We start from the raw sequence: 14842 nt of genomic DNA, 5'->3' as shown, positions 1-14842 counted from the left end.
CGGGGACTCCGACCTGGAATGATCGCTGCATGCGGGACTCCGTCGCGGCGGTGCACGACCTCGTTTCCAGGCTCGTCCCGGCCGACGAGTTGGAGAGACGCCACCAGACGGAGACGCTGGACTGGTTGCGCGGCACCGATGACGTGTTCCGGCGGGTAAAACCGGCAACCCCACCCCGGCACCTGGTCTCCTACGTCGTACCGGTCGATCCGCTCGACGGCGGTGTGCTGCTGGTCGACCACGTCAACGCCGGGCTGTGGCTACCGCCGGGCGGGCACGTCGACCCGGACGAGCATCCTGTCGAGACGGCCCGCCGGGAGGCGTACGAGGAGTTGGGCGTACCGGTCGAGAGCGGCCTTGTCGGTGCGGACCCGGTGTTCGTCACCGTGACGCGTACCGTCGGGATCGACGCCGGGCACACCGACGTGAGCCTGTGGTTCCTGCTCCGACTCGACCGGGAGCGACCGCTCTCGCTGGACAACGGCGAGTTCCGGGAGGCCCGTTGGTGGTCGCCGGCAGCGGTGCGCGACGCCGATCCCACCCGCTTCGACCCGCACTTCACCCGCTTCTGGTCGAAGCTCCGGCAGACGCGCTCGTGAAGCCGGCCTGACGCTAGCGTTCAGCGCGTCCGGACCTGCTGGACAAACAACCGCCGGTGACCGGGAAGCTCCGATGTACGGGCCTGGTGCGCGGTTCCGCCCGCACACCCGCACGCCCGTCGTTCCGTTGTCGCACCTGCGGCGCACCCTGGCCCTGCCAACCCGCCCCGGCTCGGCCTGCTGCACGCCTACCGCGACGACCGGATCGGACTGCTGGTCTATCTCGCCAGCCAACTCCAACGCGCGTTACAGGACCTGCCCACCACCGACCCCCGCGAACTCTCCGCCCGGATCGTCTACTGGCCCCCCGCTCCCGACCGCGCCGAGCGAGCAGCTCACGAGCGGTAACAAGCCGGCCGGCGGCGGAACCGGTCGCGGACGTCACGCCTCTACCCGGCATGACGACAAGGCGTAAGGCGTTGCGGCTGGCCGGGGCCCTCGCGGCCGGGGTGGCCGGGGCCGGAGCACTGGGGGCGAGTGCCGGCTGCCAGTTCCGGTCCGGGGACCGGACAACCCGGCGGGCGCCGACTCCCGGCGACGCGCTCATCGTGGAATTGGCCGGCGGTGCACTGGCGGTGGTCGACGCGGCCACCGGCCGTCTGCTGGTCAACCCGGGGCCGGCCGTGCTCAGTGGCGACGGCCGACGGCTGGTCCGGGCGGAGCAGCCGGACGGCGGCACCCGGTTGACCAGTCACCGGCTGCCGGACGGGGCAGCGGTCGCCGGCGGCACCCTCACCGGCACGCTCGCGGTCCGGGCCACCTCCGCGGACGGTGCGCTGGTGGCACTCGCGAACGATGCCGGGCCGGGCCACACGCCGTACCGGCCGGGGCCCCGGGAGCGGACCACGATCGTGGTCGCCGACGGTGCCGGCCAGCGCCGCCGGCTGGAGCTGCCCGGCAACCTGGAACCGGAGGCGTTCGACGCGACCGGGTCGGCGCTCTTCGTTCTCGACTATCTGCCGCCGACCGCGCCGGACCGGTACCGGGTCCGGGTCGTCGACCTCGCCTCCGGGCAGGTGCAACCACTGCTGACCCGGGTCAAGGCGGTGGTGCCGGGGGGTGCCGAGGAGGAGATGCGCGGCGAGGGCCGGCAGGCGGTGTACGACTCGCGGCGCAAGCGGCTGTTCACCCTCTACACGCACCAGCCGGATCACGTGCACACCCGGGACCGGATCGCCGCCGTTACGGACCCGAATGGTGCCGGAGCGCGCGAGGACGCCCCGCACGTGCACGCCTTCGTGCACACCCTCGACCTGAACGAACGCTGGGCATTCTGCGTCGACCTGCCGGCACCGTTCGGCGAGCGTGCGGCCATCGGGCACACGATCGCGCTGAGCCGGGACGGCAGCCGGCTCCACGTGGCGGACACCGGTAGCGGCACGCTGGCCATGATCGACCCCGAAGGGTTGACCGTGCTGGACAGCGTCCGGTTCGACGCGCTGGCCGACACCGGTGACTCGGGCAGTGCGGCACCGGCCGCCGCGACCTTCGACGGCGCCGGGATGCTGCTGGTCGGTGCCGGTCGCGAGGTGGTCGGGATGGCGGTCACCGCTGGCGGCGGCACAGATCCCCGTTGGTCGACCCCGGCCGAGGTACGCGGCCTCGCCGGCCCGCCGGACGGCACCCGGCTGTACGTCGGGCAGCCGGACGCCGTACTCCGGGTCGACGCCGGCACCGGGGCGGTACGGCAGCGTATCGACGTACCCGGGCTGGTGGCCCTCCGGCACGTCATCGCCCCGGCATAGCCCCGCGTCGTCGGCCTAAGATCAGCCCTCGTGAACTCCGCGCTGGTACTGATCGACCTGATGCCCCGCATCATCGCCCTGCCTGTTGCTCCGCACTCCGGCCCCGAGGTTCTGGACCGCTGCCGCCGGCTGGCCGAGGCGTTCCGGGCGAACGGTCGCCCGGTGGTGCTGGTCCGGGTGGAGCGGCCGAACGTGACCGAGCAGCCGGCGGGCAGCGACCTCGTCGACGGTCTGGTCCAGCCCGGTGACGTGGTCGTCGTCAAGCGCACCATCGGGGCCTTCCACAACACCGACCTGCACGACCAGTTGCAGAGCCGGGGCGTGGGCACGCTCGTCATCGCCGGACTGGTCACCACGATGGGCGTGGAGTCCACCGCGCGGGCGGCCAGCGACCACGGCTACGAGGTGGAGTTCGTCGCTGACGCGATGTCCGGACTCGCCGCCGACGAGCACGACTTCACCGTCGAAAAGATCTTTCCGAGGTTCGGCGAGGTCCGGAACACCGAGCAGTACACCGGACTCAGGGGGTGAGGCCGCCGGGCTGGTCGCCCTGGACCACGGGTGCCCGGACCAGGTTGCCCCACTCGGTCCACGAGCCGTCGTAGTTGCGCACCCTCGGGTAGCCGAGCAGGTGGTGCAGCACGAACCAGGTGTGGCTGGACCGCTCGCCGATCCGGCAGTACGCGATCACGTCGTCGTCCGGCGAGAGCCCGAGCTGGTCTGCGTAGATCGCCCGCAGCTCGTCGGGGCGCTTGAACGTGCCGTCGTCGTTCGCCGCCGCCTTCCACGGCTTGTTCACCGCGCCGGGAATGTGCCCGCCGCGCAGCGCACCCTCCTGCGGGTAGTTCGCCATGTGGGTCAGCTCGCCGGTGTACTCGGCCGGGGACCGTACGTCAACCAGCGGCCGGGCCGCCGCGATGTGCGCCAGCACCTGGTCCCGGTACGCCCGGACCGGCGCGTCGTCGCGCTGCGGCACCGGGTACTCGGCCGGAGCCCGCTCGGTCCGCTCCCGGGTCAGTTCCCGCCCCTGTTCGACCCACTTCTGCCGGCCACCGTCGAGCAGCCGTACGTCGGGGTGGCCGAACAGCGTGAAGACCCAGAGCGCGTAAGCCGCCCACCAGTTGAAGTTGTCGCCGTAGAAGACGACCGTGTCGTCCCGGCTGATCCCCTTCGCCGCGCAGAGCCGGGCGAACGCCTCGGCGTCGAGGTAGTCCCGGGTCACCTGGTCGTTCAGCTCCAGGTGCCAGTCGACCTTGACAGCGCCGGGAATGTGCCCGGTCTCGTAGAGCAGCACGTCCTCGTCGGACTCGATCACCACCAGCCCGTCCGCGCCCAGGTGTTCGGCCAGCCACCCGGTCGTGACCAGGCGCTGGGGGTCGGCGTAGTCCTGCAGCTCGGGGGCGGGGTCGCTCGGCATCGGCATGATCTCCACGGTACGCCGGACCGGTCGGTCCAGAGGTCGGCTCGGTCGGTTACCGTCGCCACGTGACGGAGTCGACACAGGGCCGTACCGACCGGTACGAGGGGCGGACGTTCCGACGCGAGGACTGGTACGGCGACGAGCTGACCGAACGCGAGTACGTCGACTGCGAGTTCTTCGACGTCGACCTGACCGAGGCGACGACCCGGCAGGTCAGCTTCACGAACTGTGCCTTCGGCAACGTCCGGTTCAACGCCTCCCGGCACACCGACTCGGCGTTCGTACGCTGCACCTTCACCCGCTGCAACTTCTTCGAGGCCGAGTTCACCGGGTGCAAGCTGGTCGGCAGCACCTTCACCGACTCGGCGCTCCGGCCGCTCAGGGTGCTCGGCGGGGACTGGTCGTTCGTCAGCCTGTCCGGCGCCGACCTGCGCGGTGTCACCGTCCGGGAGGTACGGATGCGCGAGGCGGACCTGACCGGGGCGAACTGCACCGACGCGGTGTTCGCCGACGTCGACCTCTCCGGTGCGCAACTGAACCGCACCCGGTTCACCGGATGTGACCTGCGCGGCAGTGACCTCAGCGCGCTCGACCCGACGCTCGTCGAGCGGGCCGGCGCGATCGTCACCGCCGAACAGTCGATCGTGCTCGCCCAGGCGCTCGGCTTCGAGGTACGCCCGCCCCGCTGATCGTCGCGGGCGGGCGGGTTCGGGACCCGTCGGCCTCCACAGCGGACCCCGGTGACGCTCAGTCCACGTACGGCCGGTGGGCGAACGGGCCCAGCATCGGCCGCTTCGCCGTGACGGTGTCCCCGGACGACCGGCCGGTGAGCCGGCGCTTGATCCACGGCGCCAGATGCTGCCCGGCCCAGCGCAGGTCCGCGCCCCGGGCCGCGAGCCACGGCGTCGGAGCGGGCCGGGGCGGTACCACCAGCCACTGTTCGTCCGGCGGCAGGTCGAGCGTCGCCAGCACCCGGGCGGCCACCCGGCGGTGCCCGGCCGCCGACAGGTGCAGCCGGTCGGGGCTCCACAGCACCGGGTTGTGGAAGACATCGTCGGCGAAGAGGTCCACCAGCATCGCGCCGTGCCGCTCCGCCGTCTCGCCGACGGCCTGGTTCAGGATCGCCACCCGGGGGGCGACGAGGCGCTGACCGGGCAGCCGGGCCATCACGTCGGCGAACCGGAACAGCAGTACGTCGGCCCCGCCGGCCCGCAGCTCCGCCACCACCTGGTCGAACCGCTCGATCAGCGGGTACGGGTCGAAGTTGCGACGCAGTACGTCGTTGCCGCCGGCCGCGAAGCTGATCAGGTCGGGTCGCATGTCGAGGGCGGCGGGCACCTGCTCCGCCACGACGCTGCCGAACAGCCGACCCCGGATCGCGAGGTTGGCGTACCCGAAGTCCGGACCGGCCTCCGCCGCCAGCGTCGCGGCCACCAGGTCGGCCCAGCCCCGGAAACTGCCGTCCGGGTAGGCGTCGTCCAGTCCCTCGGTGAAGCTGTCCCCGACCGCCACGAAGTTGCGCCAGCGCACGTCGCGCCCTCCCTGTCGTTCTACCGCTGCCCTGCTCCCGCTCGACCCTGCGGGCCAGTCTGTCAGCCGGATCGCGGCGAGCGTACGCCCGCCGGAAGAAGGTGACCGGAGCCGCACGGCCGGCCGGACCGCCCGACAGATCGGCCGCTCCGGGCTGCCCGACAATTCGGCTGCTCCGCCCCGAAGTCCGGTACTACGCTGCCCGGATGCTGCTACGGATGTCCACGCTGTTTCTGCGTACGCTGCGCGAGGACCCGGCCGACGCGGAGGTGCCGAGCCATCGGCTGCTGGTCCGCGCCGGCTACATCCGGCGTGCCGCCCCGGGCGGCTACACCTGGCTACCGCTGGGCCGGCTGGTGCTGGACCGGGTCACCGAGGTGATCCGGGAGGAGATGCTCGCGATCGGCGCCCAGGAGGTGCTCTTCCCCGCCCTGCTGCCCCGGGAGCCGTACGAGACGACCGGCCGGTGGACCGAGTACGGCGACGAGGTCTTCACCCTTCAGGACCGGCGGGGCGCGGACTACCTGCTCGGGCCCACCCACGAGGAGATGTTCGCGCTGCTGGTCCGGGACACTCTCACCTCGTACCGTGATTTTCCGGTCTCGCTGTTCCAGGTCCAGACGAAGTTCCGGGACGAGGCGCGGCCCCGGGCCGGGCTGCTACGCGGGCGCGAGTTCCTGATGAAGGACTCCTACTCGTTCGACCTGGACGACGCCGGCCTGCGGGCCGCGTACGGCCGGCACCGTGCCGCGTACCAGCGGATCTTCGACCGACTGGGCATCGACCACACCATCGTCGCGGCGATCTCCGGTGCGATGGGCGGCTCGGCCTCGGAGGAGTTCCTCGCCCCGACGCCGGTCGGCGAGGACACCTTTGTCGGCTGTACCGCCTGCGACTACGCGGCCAACACGGAGGCGGTGACCACGCCCGCGCCGCCGGCCGGGGACGCCCACGCCCATCCGTCGGCCCGGGTGTACGACACGCCGGACACCCCGAGCATCGACTCCCTGGTCGAGCTGGCCAATGCCCGGCAACTCGACGGCCGGAGCGACTGGAGCGGCGCCGACATCCTCAAGAACGTGGTCGTGGCGGTACGCCGTCCCGGACTGGACGAGCCGGAGCTGCTGGTGGTCGGCGTACCGGGCGACCGGGAGGTCGACATGAAGCGGCTCGCCGCGACGTTGAGCCCGGCGACCGTGTCGATGTTCGACTGGACCGGGACCGACGGAAGCGGCCTGGTCCGGGGCTACATCGGCCCGCAACTGCTGGCCAAGCTGGGGATCCGCTACCTGGTCGACCCCCGGGTGGTCCCCGGTACCGCCTGGCTGACCGGGGCGAACGAGCCGGGCAGGCACGCGACCAACGTCGTCTGCGGACGGGACTTCAGCCCCGACGGAACGATCGAGGCGGCCGAGGTACGGGCCGGCGACCCGTGTCCCGCCTGCCGCCCGGGGTCGTTGACCATCCGCCGAGGGGTGGAGATCGGCCACGTGTTCCAGCTCGGTCGGCGGTACACCGACGCGTTCCGGGTCAACGTGCTCGACCGGGACGGCAAGCCGGTCCGGTTGACCATGGGCTCCTATGGCATCGGGGTGTCCCGGGCGGTGGCGGTGATCGCGGAGCAGCACCACGACGAGCAGGGGCTGGTCTGGCCGGCGGCGGTGGCACCGTGCGACGTCCACCTGGTCGCCGCCGGCAAGGGGCCGCAGGCGGAGGCGACGCTCGACCTCGCCAGGCAGCTCGTCGACCGTGGCCTACGGGTCCTGGTCGACGACCGGACGCACGTCTCGGCGGGGGTCAGGTTCGCCGACGCCGAGCTGATCGGCATCCCCCGCACCGTCGTGGTCGGCCGCCGCTGGACCGAGGGGTACGTCGAACTGCGCGACCGGGCCACCGGCGGTCGGACCGAGGTGTCGGTGCCGGAGTTGGTGGACCGGCTGACCGGCTGACCGGCCGAGGAGTGTCCCGGAAACCGCCGGGGCAGCGCTCAACCCGTCCGGCCGGCACGGCGGGCCCGCTGCGCCTGGTAGAACCGCTGGCACTCGTGGTAGTCCGGGAGCAGTCCGGCGGCCCGCAACTCGGCCAGGGTGGGGGCGTTCGCGTCCCGCTCGGAGAGGACCGGCTCGATCTCCGCCGGCCAGGGCAGCGCCAGTTCCTCGTCACGTACGTGCACGATGCGTTCCCGGGCCGGGGCGTACCGGGCGGAGCAGAGGTAGCTGACGACGCTCTCCTCCTCCATCGCGACGAAAGCGTGGCCGAGCCCTTCGGCCAGGTAGACGGCGCGGTTGTCGATGGTGTCCAGCCGGGTCACCTCGTGCCGGCCGAACGTCGGCGAGCCGAGGCGCAGGTCGACGACGATGTCGAGCACCGCTCCCTGGGAGCAGTAGACGTACTTGGCCTGACCGATCGGCACGTCGGCCCAGTGCACCCCCCGGACGACGCCCCGGCGGGACACGCTCTGGTTGGCCTGCGAGACGGACAACTCGAACCCGAGCGCGTCGGCGAAGACCTCCGCGTCGTACCACACCAGGAAGCTGCCCCTGTCGTCGGAGAACTGCTGGGGCAGAAACTCCCAGGCGCCGGAGATGGACAGCTCGGTGGCCTTCACTCGCACCCCTCGGACTTCCCTGGCGGAATCGCCGGATTATCTGGGCCAACCGCACCATAGCGCCCAACAACCCAGAGTGGTCGATCGGAAACCCGACATGGTGTTAGCGTGCCGGCCAGGGGGTAGCAGGTGCTATCGAACCACTGGGGGGCGACGAACCGGGGTGTGGAGGCTCTCGTGACGCAGGTCAGGGTCCGCGACGTCATGACCAGGCAGGTTGTCTACCTGCCCGTGGGAACACCGCTGGACGAGGCCGCCCGTGCGATGCGGGACGCCGACATCGGCGACGTGGTGGTGACCGACGGACCGAACCTGTTCGGCATGGTGACCGACCGGGACATCGTGGTCCGCGCGGTGGCCGAGGGCAGGGACGCCCGACAGACCACCCTCGGCTCGGTGACCACCCGGGAGATCGTGATGATCGAGCAGAACTCGACCGCGGCGGAGGCGGCCACGCTGATGCGGGAGCGGTCCGTACGCCGGATCCTGGTCTGTGACACGGACCGTCAACTGGTCGGCATCGTCTCCCTGGGCGACCTGGCGATCCGCCTGGACCCGTCGTCCGCGCTCAGCGACATCAGCGAGGCGAGCCCGGACCGCTGACGGCTCGACCGCCGGCGGCTCGCTGCCCGACCCCGAGCGACCCCGAGCGACCTCGGTAGCCTGGGGTCATGCCGGAATCCACGCCGCAGCCGATGCCACCGAAACTCGCCGAGATCGTGGCCGAGTTCGCCGACGCCCCCCGGGACGTGGTCCTCGAAATGCTGCTGGAGTTCTCCGACGCGGTTCCGCCGCTGCCGGCACACCTGACCGACCGGACCGGCATGGAGCAGGTACCGGAGTGCCAGACGGCGTTCTTCCTCCGGGCCGAGGTGGCCCCGGATCGGACGGTCACCACCTGGTTCGACTGTCCGCCGGAGGCTCCCACCACCCGGGCCTTCGCCGGAATCCTGGCCGAGGGGCTGGCCGGGGCGAGTGCCGAAGAGGTGCTGGGCGTACCGGACGATCTCTACCAGCGGATGGGCCTGGCCCAGGCGATCAGCCCGCTGCGGATCCGGGGCGGCAACGCCATCCTGGCCCGACTCAAGCGGCAGGTACGCGAACAGCTCGGCTGATCAACGGGTCGGTCGTCGTCCGGGTAGGACCGGCGCGGGCCGGAACGCCGGCAGCGACAAGGGCCTGACCGGGACAGATCCAACGTTTCACGTGCAACAGCATCGATGCGCGTCGCTCGTATCGACGAGGACGACCCGAGTCAGCCGGCCGACCCGGGTCAGCCGGCGGGGCCGAGTCGGACGGCCGGGCCGTCGAGGACGCGCTGGAGCCCGTACTCGAAGTTGTCGTCGCGGATCTCCCGTGGGTCCCGGTCGCGCCGGGCGACGTACCCGGCACTGAGCAGCGGGTGCTCCTGGACGGACTGTTCGGCGACCGGTCGCAGGCTCTCGATCCAGTCCCGTTCGCTCTGCCCGCTGCGGGCGAGCATCGACAGGTAGGCCGCCTCGCTGGTCGCCACCCCGATGACGTACGCGGCCAGGGTGTTCATCGCCTGGTCGGCCTCGTCCAGCGCGAAGCCGGCCGTCTCGAACGCCGCGAGAAGTCCCTCCGACCACCGGGTCAGGTTCGGCCCGAGCGTGGCCAACCCGATCTGGCCGAGCACGGACACGACCCAGGGGTGCCGCAGAGCCATCGACCGCAGGTCGTGCGCGCTGCCGCCGACGACTGCCCGCCAGCCACCCGGATCGGACAGCTCGGCGACCGCCAACTCGCCGTAGATCTCGTCCACGACCAGTTCGATCGGCGGGCCCGTACGGCCGGGTCCTGATCACCGCCGCCGACGTCGCCCGCTTCGCCCAACTGCACCTGGCCGGCGCCGTCGCCCCGGACGGCACCCGGTTGGTCTCCGCCGACAGCGTCGCGGCGATGCAGCGCCGCGAGGTCGACGTCCCCGACAAGTGGATCGTCAGCGCCGACGGCTGGGGACTGGGCTGGACGCTGTACGACTGGGACGGCATCGCCGGCTACGGCCACGACGGCGCCGCCATCGGCCAGTACGCCTACCTGCGGGTCGTCCCCCAGGCGGAGGTGGCCGTCGTGTTGCTGACCAACGGCGGCGGCGCCCGCCAGTTGTACGCGGCGCTGTTCCGGGAACTGCTGGCCGAGCTGGCCGGCGTACGCATGCCCGAGGCGTTCGGGCCGGCCGCCCAGCCGCCCACGGTGGACCTGACGCCACACCTGGGCAGCTACCGACGGGAGGGCGTCGTCATCACCGTCAGCCAGCCGGACGACGGCACCGCGCGGCTGCGCTACGAGTTCGTCGACGGGATGAAGGACTTCTCGCCGCCCCTGGACATGGACCTGGTCCCGGTCTCGGACACCGTGTTCGCCGCCTCGGGCGCCGGCCCGTCCTTCAGCGAGGACTACATGCCGGTGGTCTTCGCCACCCTGACCGATGGCACCGCCTGCGTCTACGTCGGCATGCGGGCCGCGCCCAAGGTCGGCTGAGCCCGGCCGGGTCGGTTGAGCACGGCCGGGCGAGACCGGCGACCGGCCGAATGCCTCGGGGACGGTCGCCGGATCGGCGGGTCGATCAGACCGCCGAGCCGGCCACCCGTTCCACCTCGGCCAGCATCAGCCGCAGGGACAGGCTGTGTCGCTCCGGCGGCAACCGGTCCAGCGCCCGTCGGGCGTACCCGAGTCCGCCGGCCGCGTCCCCGGCGGAGGCCATCATCAGGCCCCGGTGCAGCTCGATGTGGGTCGCGAAGCGGGGCAACGTGACCGGTCGCGCGCGGTCCGCCGCCTCCTGGGCGGCGACCGCACCCGGATGACCGAGCCGGGACAGCAGCATGGATTCGAACGTGTGGAACCGCCATTCCGGCACCGCGAAGTCGGAGATCTGCTCGGCGCTGCCGACCGTGTCGAAGATCCGCCGGGCGTCGTCCAGTTTGGACAGGCTGCCGACGGCGTCGCCCCGGAACGCCGCGACGTGGGCCTGTGCGGTGAGCGCGTTCAGCCGGCCGAGGCTCGGCCGCTCGGAGAGGCCGACGGCCTGCTCGGCGAGCCGGGCGGCGACCGGAAGGTGCGCCCCCTCGTACGCCAGGGCGAGAGCGGCCCGGCCGCGTACCCAGACCCGGGTGTCCAGGTCGTCCGCCCGGTCCGCCGCGATCGCGGCCATCTCGTACGACCGGATCGCGCCCCGGCCACCGTCGTTGGAGGGAAACGTCTTGCCGTGCACCGTCATCAGCCGGGCCGCCACGCCCCACAGGTGCGGGCTGTCCAGTTCCTGTTGCAGGACGACCAGGTCGGCGGCGAGCCGGCCCTGGAGTTCCGCCGCGCCGAGTGACATGTAGTCCTGGCCGTACGCCTCGGCCTGCGCCACCCAGTCGTCGACGGATCGGCGCGGGCCGATGGCGGCGGCGAACCCGTGCTGGATCAGTTCGGCGACCGCGGTGGGCACGACCACGGCCGCGGCGAGTGCGAGGGCACCTCTGCGGTTCACGCTGTCTCCCAACACCCGCTCGTAGGCCAACACCAGGTCCGGTGTGGCCGGCCGTTTGCCGAGCTCGACGTTGCACAGATGACTCTTGCTGTAGTTGGTCCGGGCCGCCATCTGGGTCAGGGTGACCGCGGCGTCCGTACGCGCCACCCTCAGCCTTGCGCCGACGTGATCCATCCGTCTACCGCCTGTGCGCTCCGGAAAACACCTGAAAACCGCGCCTACTATCGGTAGTTCTCTCGTTACGGGAATGTGGGGATGTGGATCGCTTCTGCTCGATGTGGCACCGGTCAATGTTCTACCGCTTCCAGGTCCTGAACGTAAGCCTGGAGTGAGGCGGAGATCGGTGCGGAGGCAGTCAGCTCCGCGACCCGCGGGTACGACACGATCCGACCTCCGTGGCCTCCGAGGTCGGAACGTGATCTGTCCACGCGGGCCGGGGCGCGGACCCGCCGTCTTCCCCCCTGGGAGGCGGGTCGCGCTCCATCGGGTGCGGCGGCCGTGCCGGCGGCCGCCGCACCTCCCCGCCAGTTCAGGAGGCGACTTGTGCGCGGCACACGGCTCGATCGTGGGTGGCGCGGCGATCGGCGATGACCACTCGGGCCGCGCACCGGACACGTAACCGGCTGATTCTCTCCGCGCGGCTCATCGTGGTCGAACACTGGCCGGCGACGGACGGGAACTGCCCGATCTGCAAACTTCCGGACTGTTGGGCGCTGGCAACCGCATCCGCATATTTGGACGTGGTCAACGACCCATTTGTACCCGCGCGAATGGCTGTCGATGTGGTACACATCGACAGCCATGCCCCCCTACTAGCGATGGGGGTGACCGGTGGGGAGCCGGTCGACGGGGGCGAAGGGGAGCTAACCGAATGAGCGAGACGACGCTGTGTCTGCCGTGCGCGCTCGCCATGCGTCCGCCGGTCACCCCACCGCCGCACGGCTGTCCCGGACAGGTACGGCTGGTCTCCGGTACCGGCCAGGTCAGGGTGGTGGTCTGCGGATGCCCGGTCTGCTGGCCGGACCGCTCACCCGACGGGTCGGGCCAGTCCGTCAACCACCTCGGCGCCGGGCAGGAGGCGGAGAGCGGGGCCGGGCAGAGCGATCTTGCTGTGCCGGACGCCGGATCCGACGATCACGTACGGCGTGCCGACCACCCGCGAGTCGACCAGGATCGGCCATGACCCGGGCAGTCCGATCGGGGTGATCCCGCCGTACTCCATCCCGGTCAGTTCGACCGCGTCGTCCATCGGGGCGAAGCTCGCCTTGCGTGCGTCGAGGTGGCGGCGCACCACGCCGTTCACGTCGGCCCGGGTGGTGGCCAGTACGACGCAGGCCGCATACCGGACCGTCCCCTCCCGCTTGCCGGCCACGATCACGCAGTTCGCAGAGATGTCCAGTCCGACCTCGTAGGCCGCACAGAAGGCGGCGGTGTCCGCGAGCGTCGCGTCGATCGGCGCGACCAGTACGTCGTCGACGTCCACCGACGCGTCGGTCGGCCACTGGCCGAGGGCGGCGGTCACCGGCGGCGCGAGCAGGTCGGCGCGGGTACGGGCCGGCTCTGTCTTCAGGGTTCCGATCACATCCGTGATCCTCGCACCGCCGTCCCCGCGCCGGTGCACCGGTCCGCGTCGCGCGGGATCCTCAACTGCCGGCGAGGAAGGCGTTGTCCCGGATCAGCGTCCGCTCCCGGAGCAGCGCCCGTTCGGGAGCGCTGGCCGCGCGGGCACGTCGGATGTCGACGTCCTCGATGCCGTGCCGGACGGCCAGCCGGACCACGCCGTAGAGGAAGACAAAGCCGCATACGTACATGATCGCGGCTGAAGCCAGATAGATCATGACGTAAGCCTAGATTCCGGATCCAGAGATCGTTTCTCGTCCGGGCCACTGTCGCCCGGTCGTGTCGACGGGGTTCCAGGGCGCGGCTATGCATGTTAGCTTTATAGCTATGAGCACTCTTCACCTTGATCGGGGTCAGGGCCGGCTCGGGTACGACGTCCAGGGCGAAGGACCGCTCGTGGTCTGCGTACCCGGGATGGGCGACGTCCGGTCGGTCTTCCGGTTCACCGTGCCGGCGCTTCGCGCCGCCGGCTACCGGGTCGCCACGATGGACCTGCGCGGACACGGCGACAGCAGCGACGGCTTCGACCGGTACGACGACACCGGGATCGCGACCGACCTGCTGGCACTGGTCGACCACCTCGGCGGCGGTCCGGCCGTGGTGGTCGGGCACTCCCTCGGCACCGGAGCCGGAATCCTGGCCGCGCTTGCCGAACCCACCAGGATCTCCGGGCTGGCCCTGATCGGCCCGTTCGTCCGCGAGCCGGACTTCAGCCCGCTCGCCCGGTTGGCGTACCGGTTGATGCTGCTCCGCCCCTGGGGCCCGGCCGTCTGGGCCGGGTACTACCGCCGGTTCCATCCCGGACGTCCCCCCGCCGACCTCGCCGAGCACCAGGCCCGGATCCGGCGGAGCCTCGGAACGGACGATCACTGGCGGTCGTTCGTCCGCACCGTCCGCAGCGCCATGCGGGACCGGGCCTCGGCCCGGAAACTGACCGAACTCCGCACCCCGACCCTGGTGGTGATGGGCGAGAAGGACACCGACTTCCCCGACCCGCCGGCCGAGGGCCGGTACGCCGCCGCCCAGTTGCGCGCCGACCTGCTGCTGGTACCGGACGCCGGGCACTACCCGATGACCGAGTACCCGGAGGTGGTCAACCCGGCGCTGATCCGGTTCGCCGACCGGGTCACCACGCCGGGCGGTGGGCGTACCCGGATCAGCCGGCCTGATCGGGCGACCCGGTGACCGGCTGGCGCCGTACCGCGTCGAACACCTGGGCCAGTTCGGCGGCGTCCTCGCCCGCGTGGTGGGTGTGCGGCAGTCCGGTCAGGCCGAGGGCATTCTTGATCTTCCCCTTGTGCGTGCGGGACCACTCGGCGCCGGTCCGGCCCATCCAGTAGCTACGCAGGTCCACGCCCGAGCCCGTCGCCCCGAACGGACTGTGGCCGAGAAACCGGACGAAGTACCAGTGCACGAACATGCCGTCCCAGACCGCGGGCGCGGCCAGGAAGACCGGCCGGCCCTGCCGGCGCAGCCCGTTCACCCACCGTGCGGCGGCGGCCATCGCCACCTCGGCCGGCGGCGCCTCGCGGACCAGCCGGTCCCGGTCCAGCCCGGAGACCGCGAGCGCGGCGGGCACGAACTCGTCGGAGATCGGCCGCAGCTCGGTGTAGAAACCCAGCTCGGGGCGACCCGCCACCGACATGCCCAACGAGATCATGCTGTACGGCCCGGGGATCGGCCCGTCCGCCTCCACGTCGACGGCGACGTACAACTCCGGAAGATCGGCCACGGATCAGCTTAGGAACGGCGACCGGTCCGCTGTCCATCCGTTTAATGCCGTGACCGCGACCACCACCCGGATACCTAAACCAATGTCGAGGT

The 14842-nt window shown here is 71.5% G+C and carries 17 protein-coding genes; 9 read left to right on the top strand and 8 right to left on the bottom strand.

The annotated features are described in order from the left end of the window. The first annotated feature begins 29 nt into the window (after positions 1-29). The 3 genes from ACFP2T_RS23570 (at position 30) to ACFP2T_RS23560 (ending at position 2875) form a co-directional block, all read left to right on the top strand. Positions 30-599 carry an NUDIX domain-containing protein gene (locus tag ACFP2T_RS23570; protein ID WP_377424986.1) on the top strand — a complete coding sequence of 190 codons (570 nt, stop codon included), beginning with the start codon at positions 30-32 and terminating at the stop codon, positions 597-599. A 398-nt stretch (positions 600-997) separates the two neighbouring features. After that, positions 998-2344 carry a YncE family protein gene (locus tag ACFP2T_RS23565; protein ID WP_377424984.1) on the top strand — a complete coding sequence of 449 codons (1347 nt, stop codon included), beginning with the start codon at positions 998-1000 and terminating at the stop codon, positions 2342-2344. Between the two features lie 30 nt (positions 2345-2374). After that, complete coding sequence (locus ACFP2T_RS23560) at positions 2375-2875, top strand: isochorismatase family protein (protein ID WP_377424983.1); 501 nt, start codon at positions 2375-2377, stop codon at positions 2873-2875. Here the strand turns inward: ACFP2T_RS23560 and ACFP2T_RS23555 are convergent. Next, a complete protein-coding gene (locus ACFP2T_RS23555; protein ID WP_377424982.1) occupies positions 2865-3767 on the bottom strand; it encodes a sulfurtransferase in 903 nt (300 codons plus the stop codon). The two genes, ACFP2T_RS23560 and ACFP2T_RS23555, sit on opposite strands and share 11 nt — an antisense overlap. A 62-nt stretch (positions 3768-3829) precedes the next feature. Here ACFP2T_RS23555 and ACFP2T_RS23550 point away from each other — a divergent pair, with 62 nt between their 5' ends. Beyond that, the gene (locus tag ACFP2T_RS23550) at positions 3830-4453 is read left to right on the top strand and encodes a pentapeptide repeat-containing protein (protein ID WP_377424981.1); all 624 of its coding nucleotides are present in this window, start codon (positions 3830-3832) and stop codon (positions 4451-4453) included. Positions 4454-4511: 58 nt separating this feature from the next. Here the strand turns inward: ACFP2T_RS23550 and ACFP2T_RS23545 are convergent, their stop codons facing one another. Beyond that, entirely contained in the window at positions 4512-5294 is a 783-nt protein-coding gene (locus ACFP2T_RS23545) for an SGNH/GDSL hydrolase family protein (RefSeq protein WP_377424980.1), read from the bottom strand. A gap of 206 nt (positions 5295-5500) precedes the next feature. Between ACFP2T_RS23545 and ACFP2T_RS23540 the strand changes: the two genes are divergently transcribed. Beyond that, positions 5501-7243 (top strand): proline--tRNA ligase, encoded by a 1743-nt coding sequence (locus ACFP2T_RS23540; protein WP_377424979.1) that lies wholly within the window; start codon positions 5501-5503, stop codon positions 7241-7243. 38 nt (positions 7244-7281) lie between these two features. Here the strand turns inward: ACFP2T_RS23540 and ACFP2T_RS23535 are convergent, their stop codons facing one another. Further along, on the bottom strand, positions 7282-7902 hold the full coding sequence (locus ACFP2T_RS23535) for a dTDP-4-dehydrorhamnose 3,5-epimerase family protein (protein WP_377424977.1): 621 nt from the start codon (positions 7900-7902) through the stop codon (positions 7282-7284). Positions 7903-8079: 177 nt separating this feature from the next. On the opposite strand from ACFP2T_RS23535, the gene ACFP2T_RS23530 reads away from it, so the two are divergent. Beyond that, positions 8080-8505 (top strand): CBS domain-containing protein, encoded by a 426-nt coding sequence (locus tag ACFP2T_RS23530; RefSeq protein WP_377424976.1) that lies wholly within the window; start codon positions 8080-8082, stop codon positions 8503-8505. Between the two features lie 92 nt (positions 8506-8597). Continuing rightward, on the top strand, positions 8598-9017 hold the full coding sequence (locus ACFP2T_RS23525) for a SufE family protein (protein ID WP_377425216.1): 420 nt from the start codon (positions 8598-8600) through the stop codon (positions 9015-9017). A gap of 158 nt (positions 9018-9175) precedes the next feature. On the opposite strand, the gene ACFP2T_RS23520 is transcribed toward ACFP2T_RS23525, so the two are convergent. Beyond that, positions 9176-9685, bottom strand: coding sequence for a TetR/AcrR family transcriptional regulator C-terminal domain-containing protein (locus ACFP2T_RS23520; protein ID WP_377424975.1), 510 nt, complete (start codon positions 9683-9685; stop codon positions 9176-9178). On the opposite strand from ACFP2T_RS23520, the gene ACFP2T_RS23515 reads away from it, so the two are divergent. Next, positions 9622-10404: a serine hydrolase domain-containing protein gene (locus ACFP2T_RS23515; RefSeq protein WP_377425215.1), complete on the top strand. Its 783-nt coding sequence runs from the start codon at positions 9622-9624 to the stop codon at positions 10402-10404. The genes ACFP2T_RS23520 and ACFP2T_RS23515 overlap by 64 nt on opposite strands. Positions 10405-10489: 85 nt before the next feature. Here ACFP2T_RS23515 and ACFP2T_RS23510 read toward each other — a convergent pair whose 3' ends face one another. The 3 genes from ACFP2T_RS23510 to ACFP2T_RS23500 form a co-directional block, all read right to left on the bottom strand. Continuing rightward, positions 10490-11572, bottom strand: coding sequence for a helix-turn-helix domain-containing protein (locus ACFP2T_RS23510; protein WP_377424974.1), 1083 nt, complete (start codon positions 11570-11572; stop codon positions 10490-10492). 853 nt (positions 11573-12425) lie between these two features. Next, positions 12426-12977, bottom strand: coding sequence for a YbaK/EbsC family protein (locus ACFP2T_RS23505; protein ID WP_377425213.1), 552 nt, complete (start codon positions 12975-12977; stop codon positions 12426-12428). A 64-nt stretch (positions 12978-13041) separates the two neighbouring features. Further along, positions 13042-13236 (bottom strand): hypothetical protein, encoded by a 195-nt coding sequence (locus ACFP2T_RS23500; RefSeq protein WP_377424972.1) that lies wholly within the window; start codon positions 13234-13236, stop codon positions 13042-13044. A 109-nt stretch (positions 13237-13345) separates the two neighbouring features. Between ACFP2T_RS23500 and ACFP2T_RS23495 the strand changes: the two genes are divergently transcribed. Further along, a complete protein-coding gene (locus ACFP2T_RS23495; RefSeq protein ID WP_377424970.1) occupies positions 13346-14203 on the top strand; it encodes an alpha/beta fold hydrolase in 858 nt (285 codons plus the stop codon). On the opposite strand, the gene ACFP2T_RS23490 is transcribed toward ACFP2T_RS23495, so the two are convergent. After that, positions 14175-14750, bottom strand: coding sequence for an exonuclease (locus tag ACFP2T_RS23490; RefSeq protein WP_377424969.1), 576 nt, complete (start codon positions 14748-14750; stop codon positions 14175-14177). The genes ACFP2T_RS23495 and ACFP2T_RS23490 overlap by 29 nt on opposite strands. Between the last annotated feature and the right edge of the window lie 92 nt (positions 14751-14842).

It is taken from the genome of Plantactinospora solaniradicis, assembly GCF_042658085.1.
Lineage (GTDB): Bacteria > Actinomycetota > Actinomycetes > Mycobacteriales > Micromonosporaceae > Plantactinospora > Plantactinospora solaniradicis.
The sequence above is the reverse complement of the archived record's forward strand: the minus strand, read 5'-3'. Positions and strand labels throughout refer to the sequence as shown.

Coding starts and splice junctions, on each gene's coding strand:
- ACFP2T_RS23525 (WP_377425216.1), top strand. CDS start 8,598: ATGCCACCGAAACTCGCCGAGATCGTGGCCGAGTTCGCCGACGCCCCC.
- ACFP2T_RS23495 (WP_377424970.1), top strand. CDS start 13,346: ATGAGCACTCTTCACCTTGATCGGGGTCAGGGCCGGCTCGGGTACGAC.
- ACFP2T_RS23565 (WP_377424984.1), top strand. CDS start 998: ATGACGACAAGGCGTAAGGCGTTGCGGCTGGCCGGGGCCCTCGCGGCC.
- ACFP2T_RS23510 (WP_377424974.1), bottom strand. CDS start 11,572: ATGGATCACGTCGGCGCAAGGCTGAGGGTGGCGCGTACGGACGCCGCG.
- ACFP2T_RS23500 (WP_377424972.1), bottom strand. CDS start 13,236: ATGATCTATCTGGCTTCAGCCGCGATCATGTACGTATGCGGCTTTGTC.
- ACFP2T_RS23555 (WP_377424982.1), bottom strand. CDS start 3,767: ATGCCGATGCCGAGCGACCCCGCCCCCGAGCTGCAGGACTACGCCGAC.
- ACFP2T_RS23540 (WP_377424979.1), top strand. CDS start 5,501: ATGCTGCTACGGATGTCCACGCTGTTTCTGCGTACGCTGCGCGAGGAC.
- ACFP2T_RS23570 (WP_377424986.1), top strand. CDS start 30: ATGCGGGACTCCGTCGCGGCGGTGCACGACCTCGTTTCCAGGCTCGTC.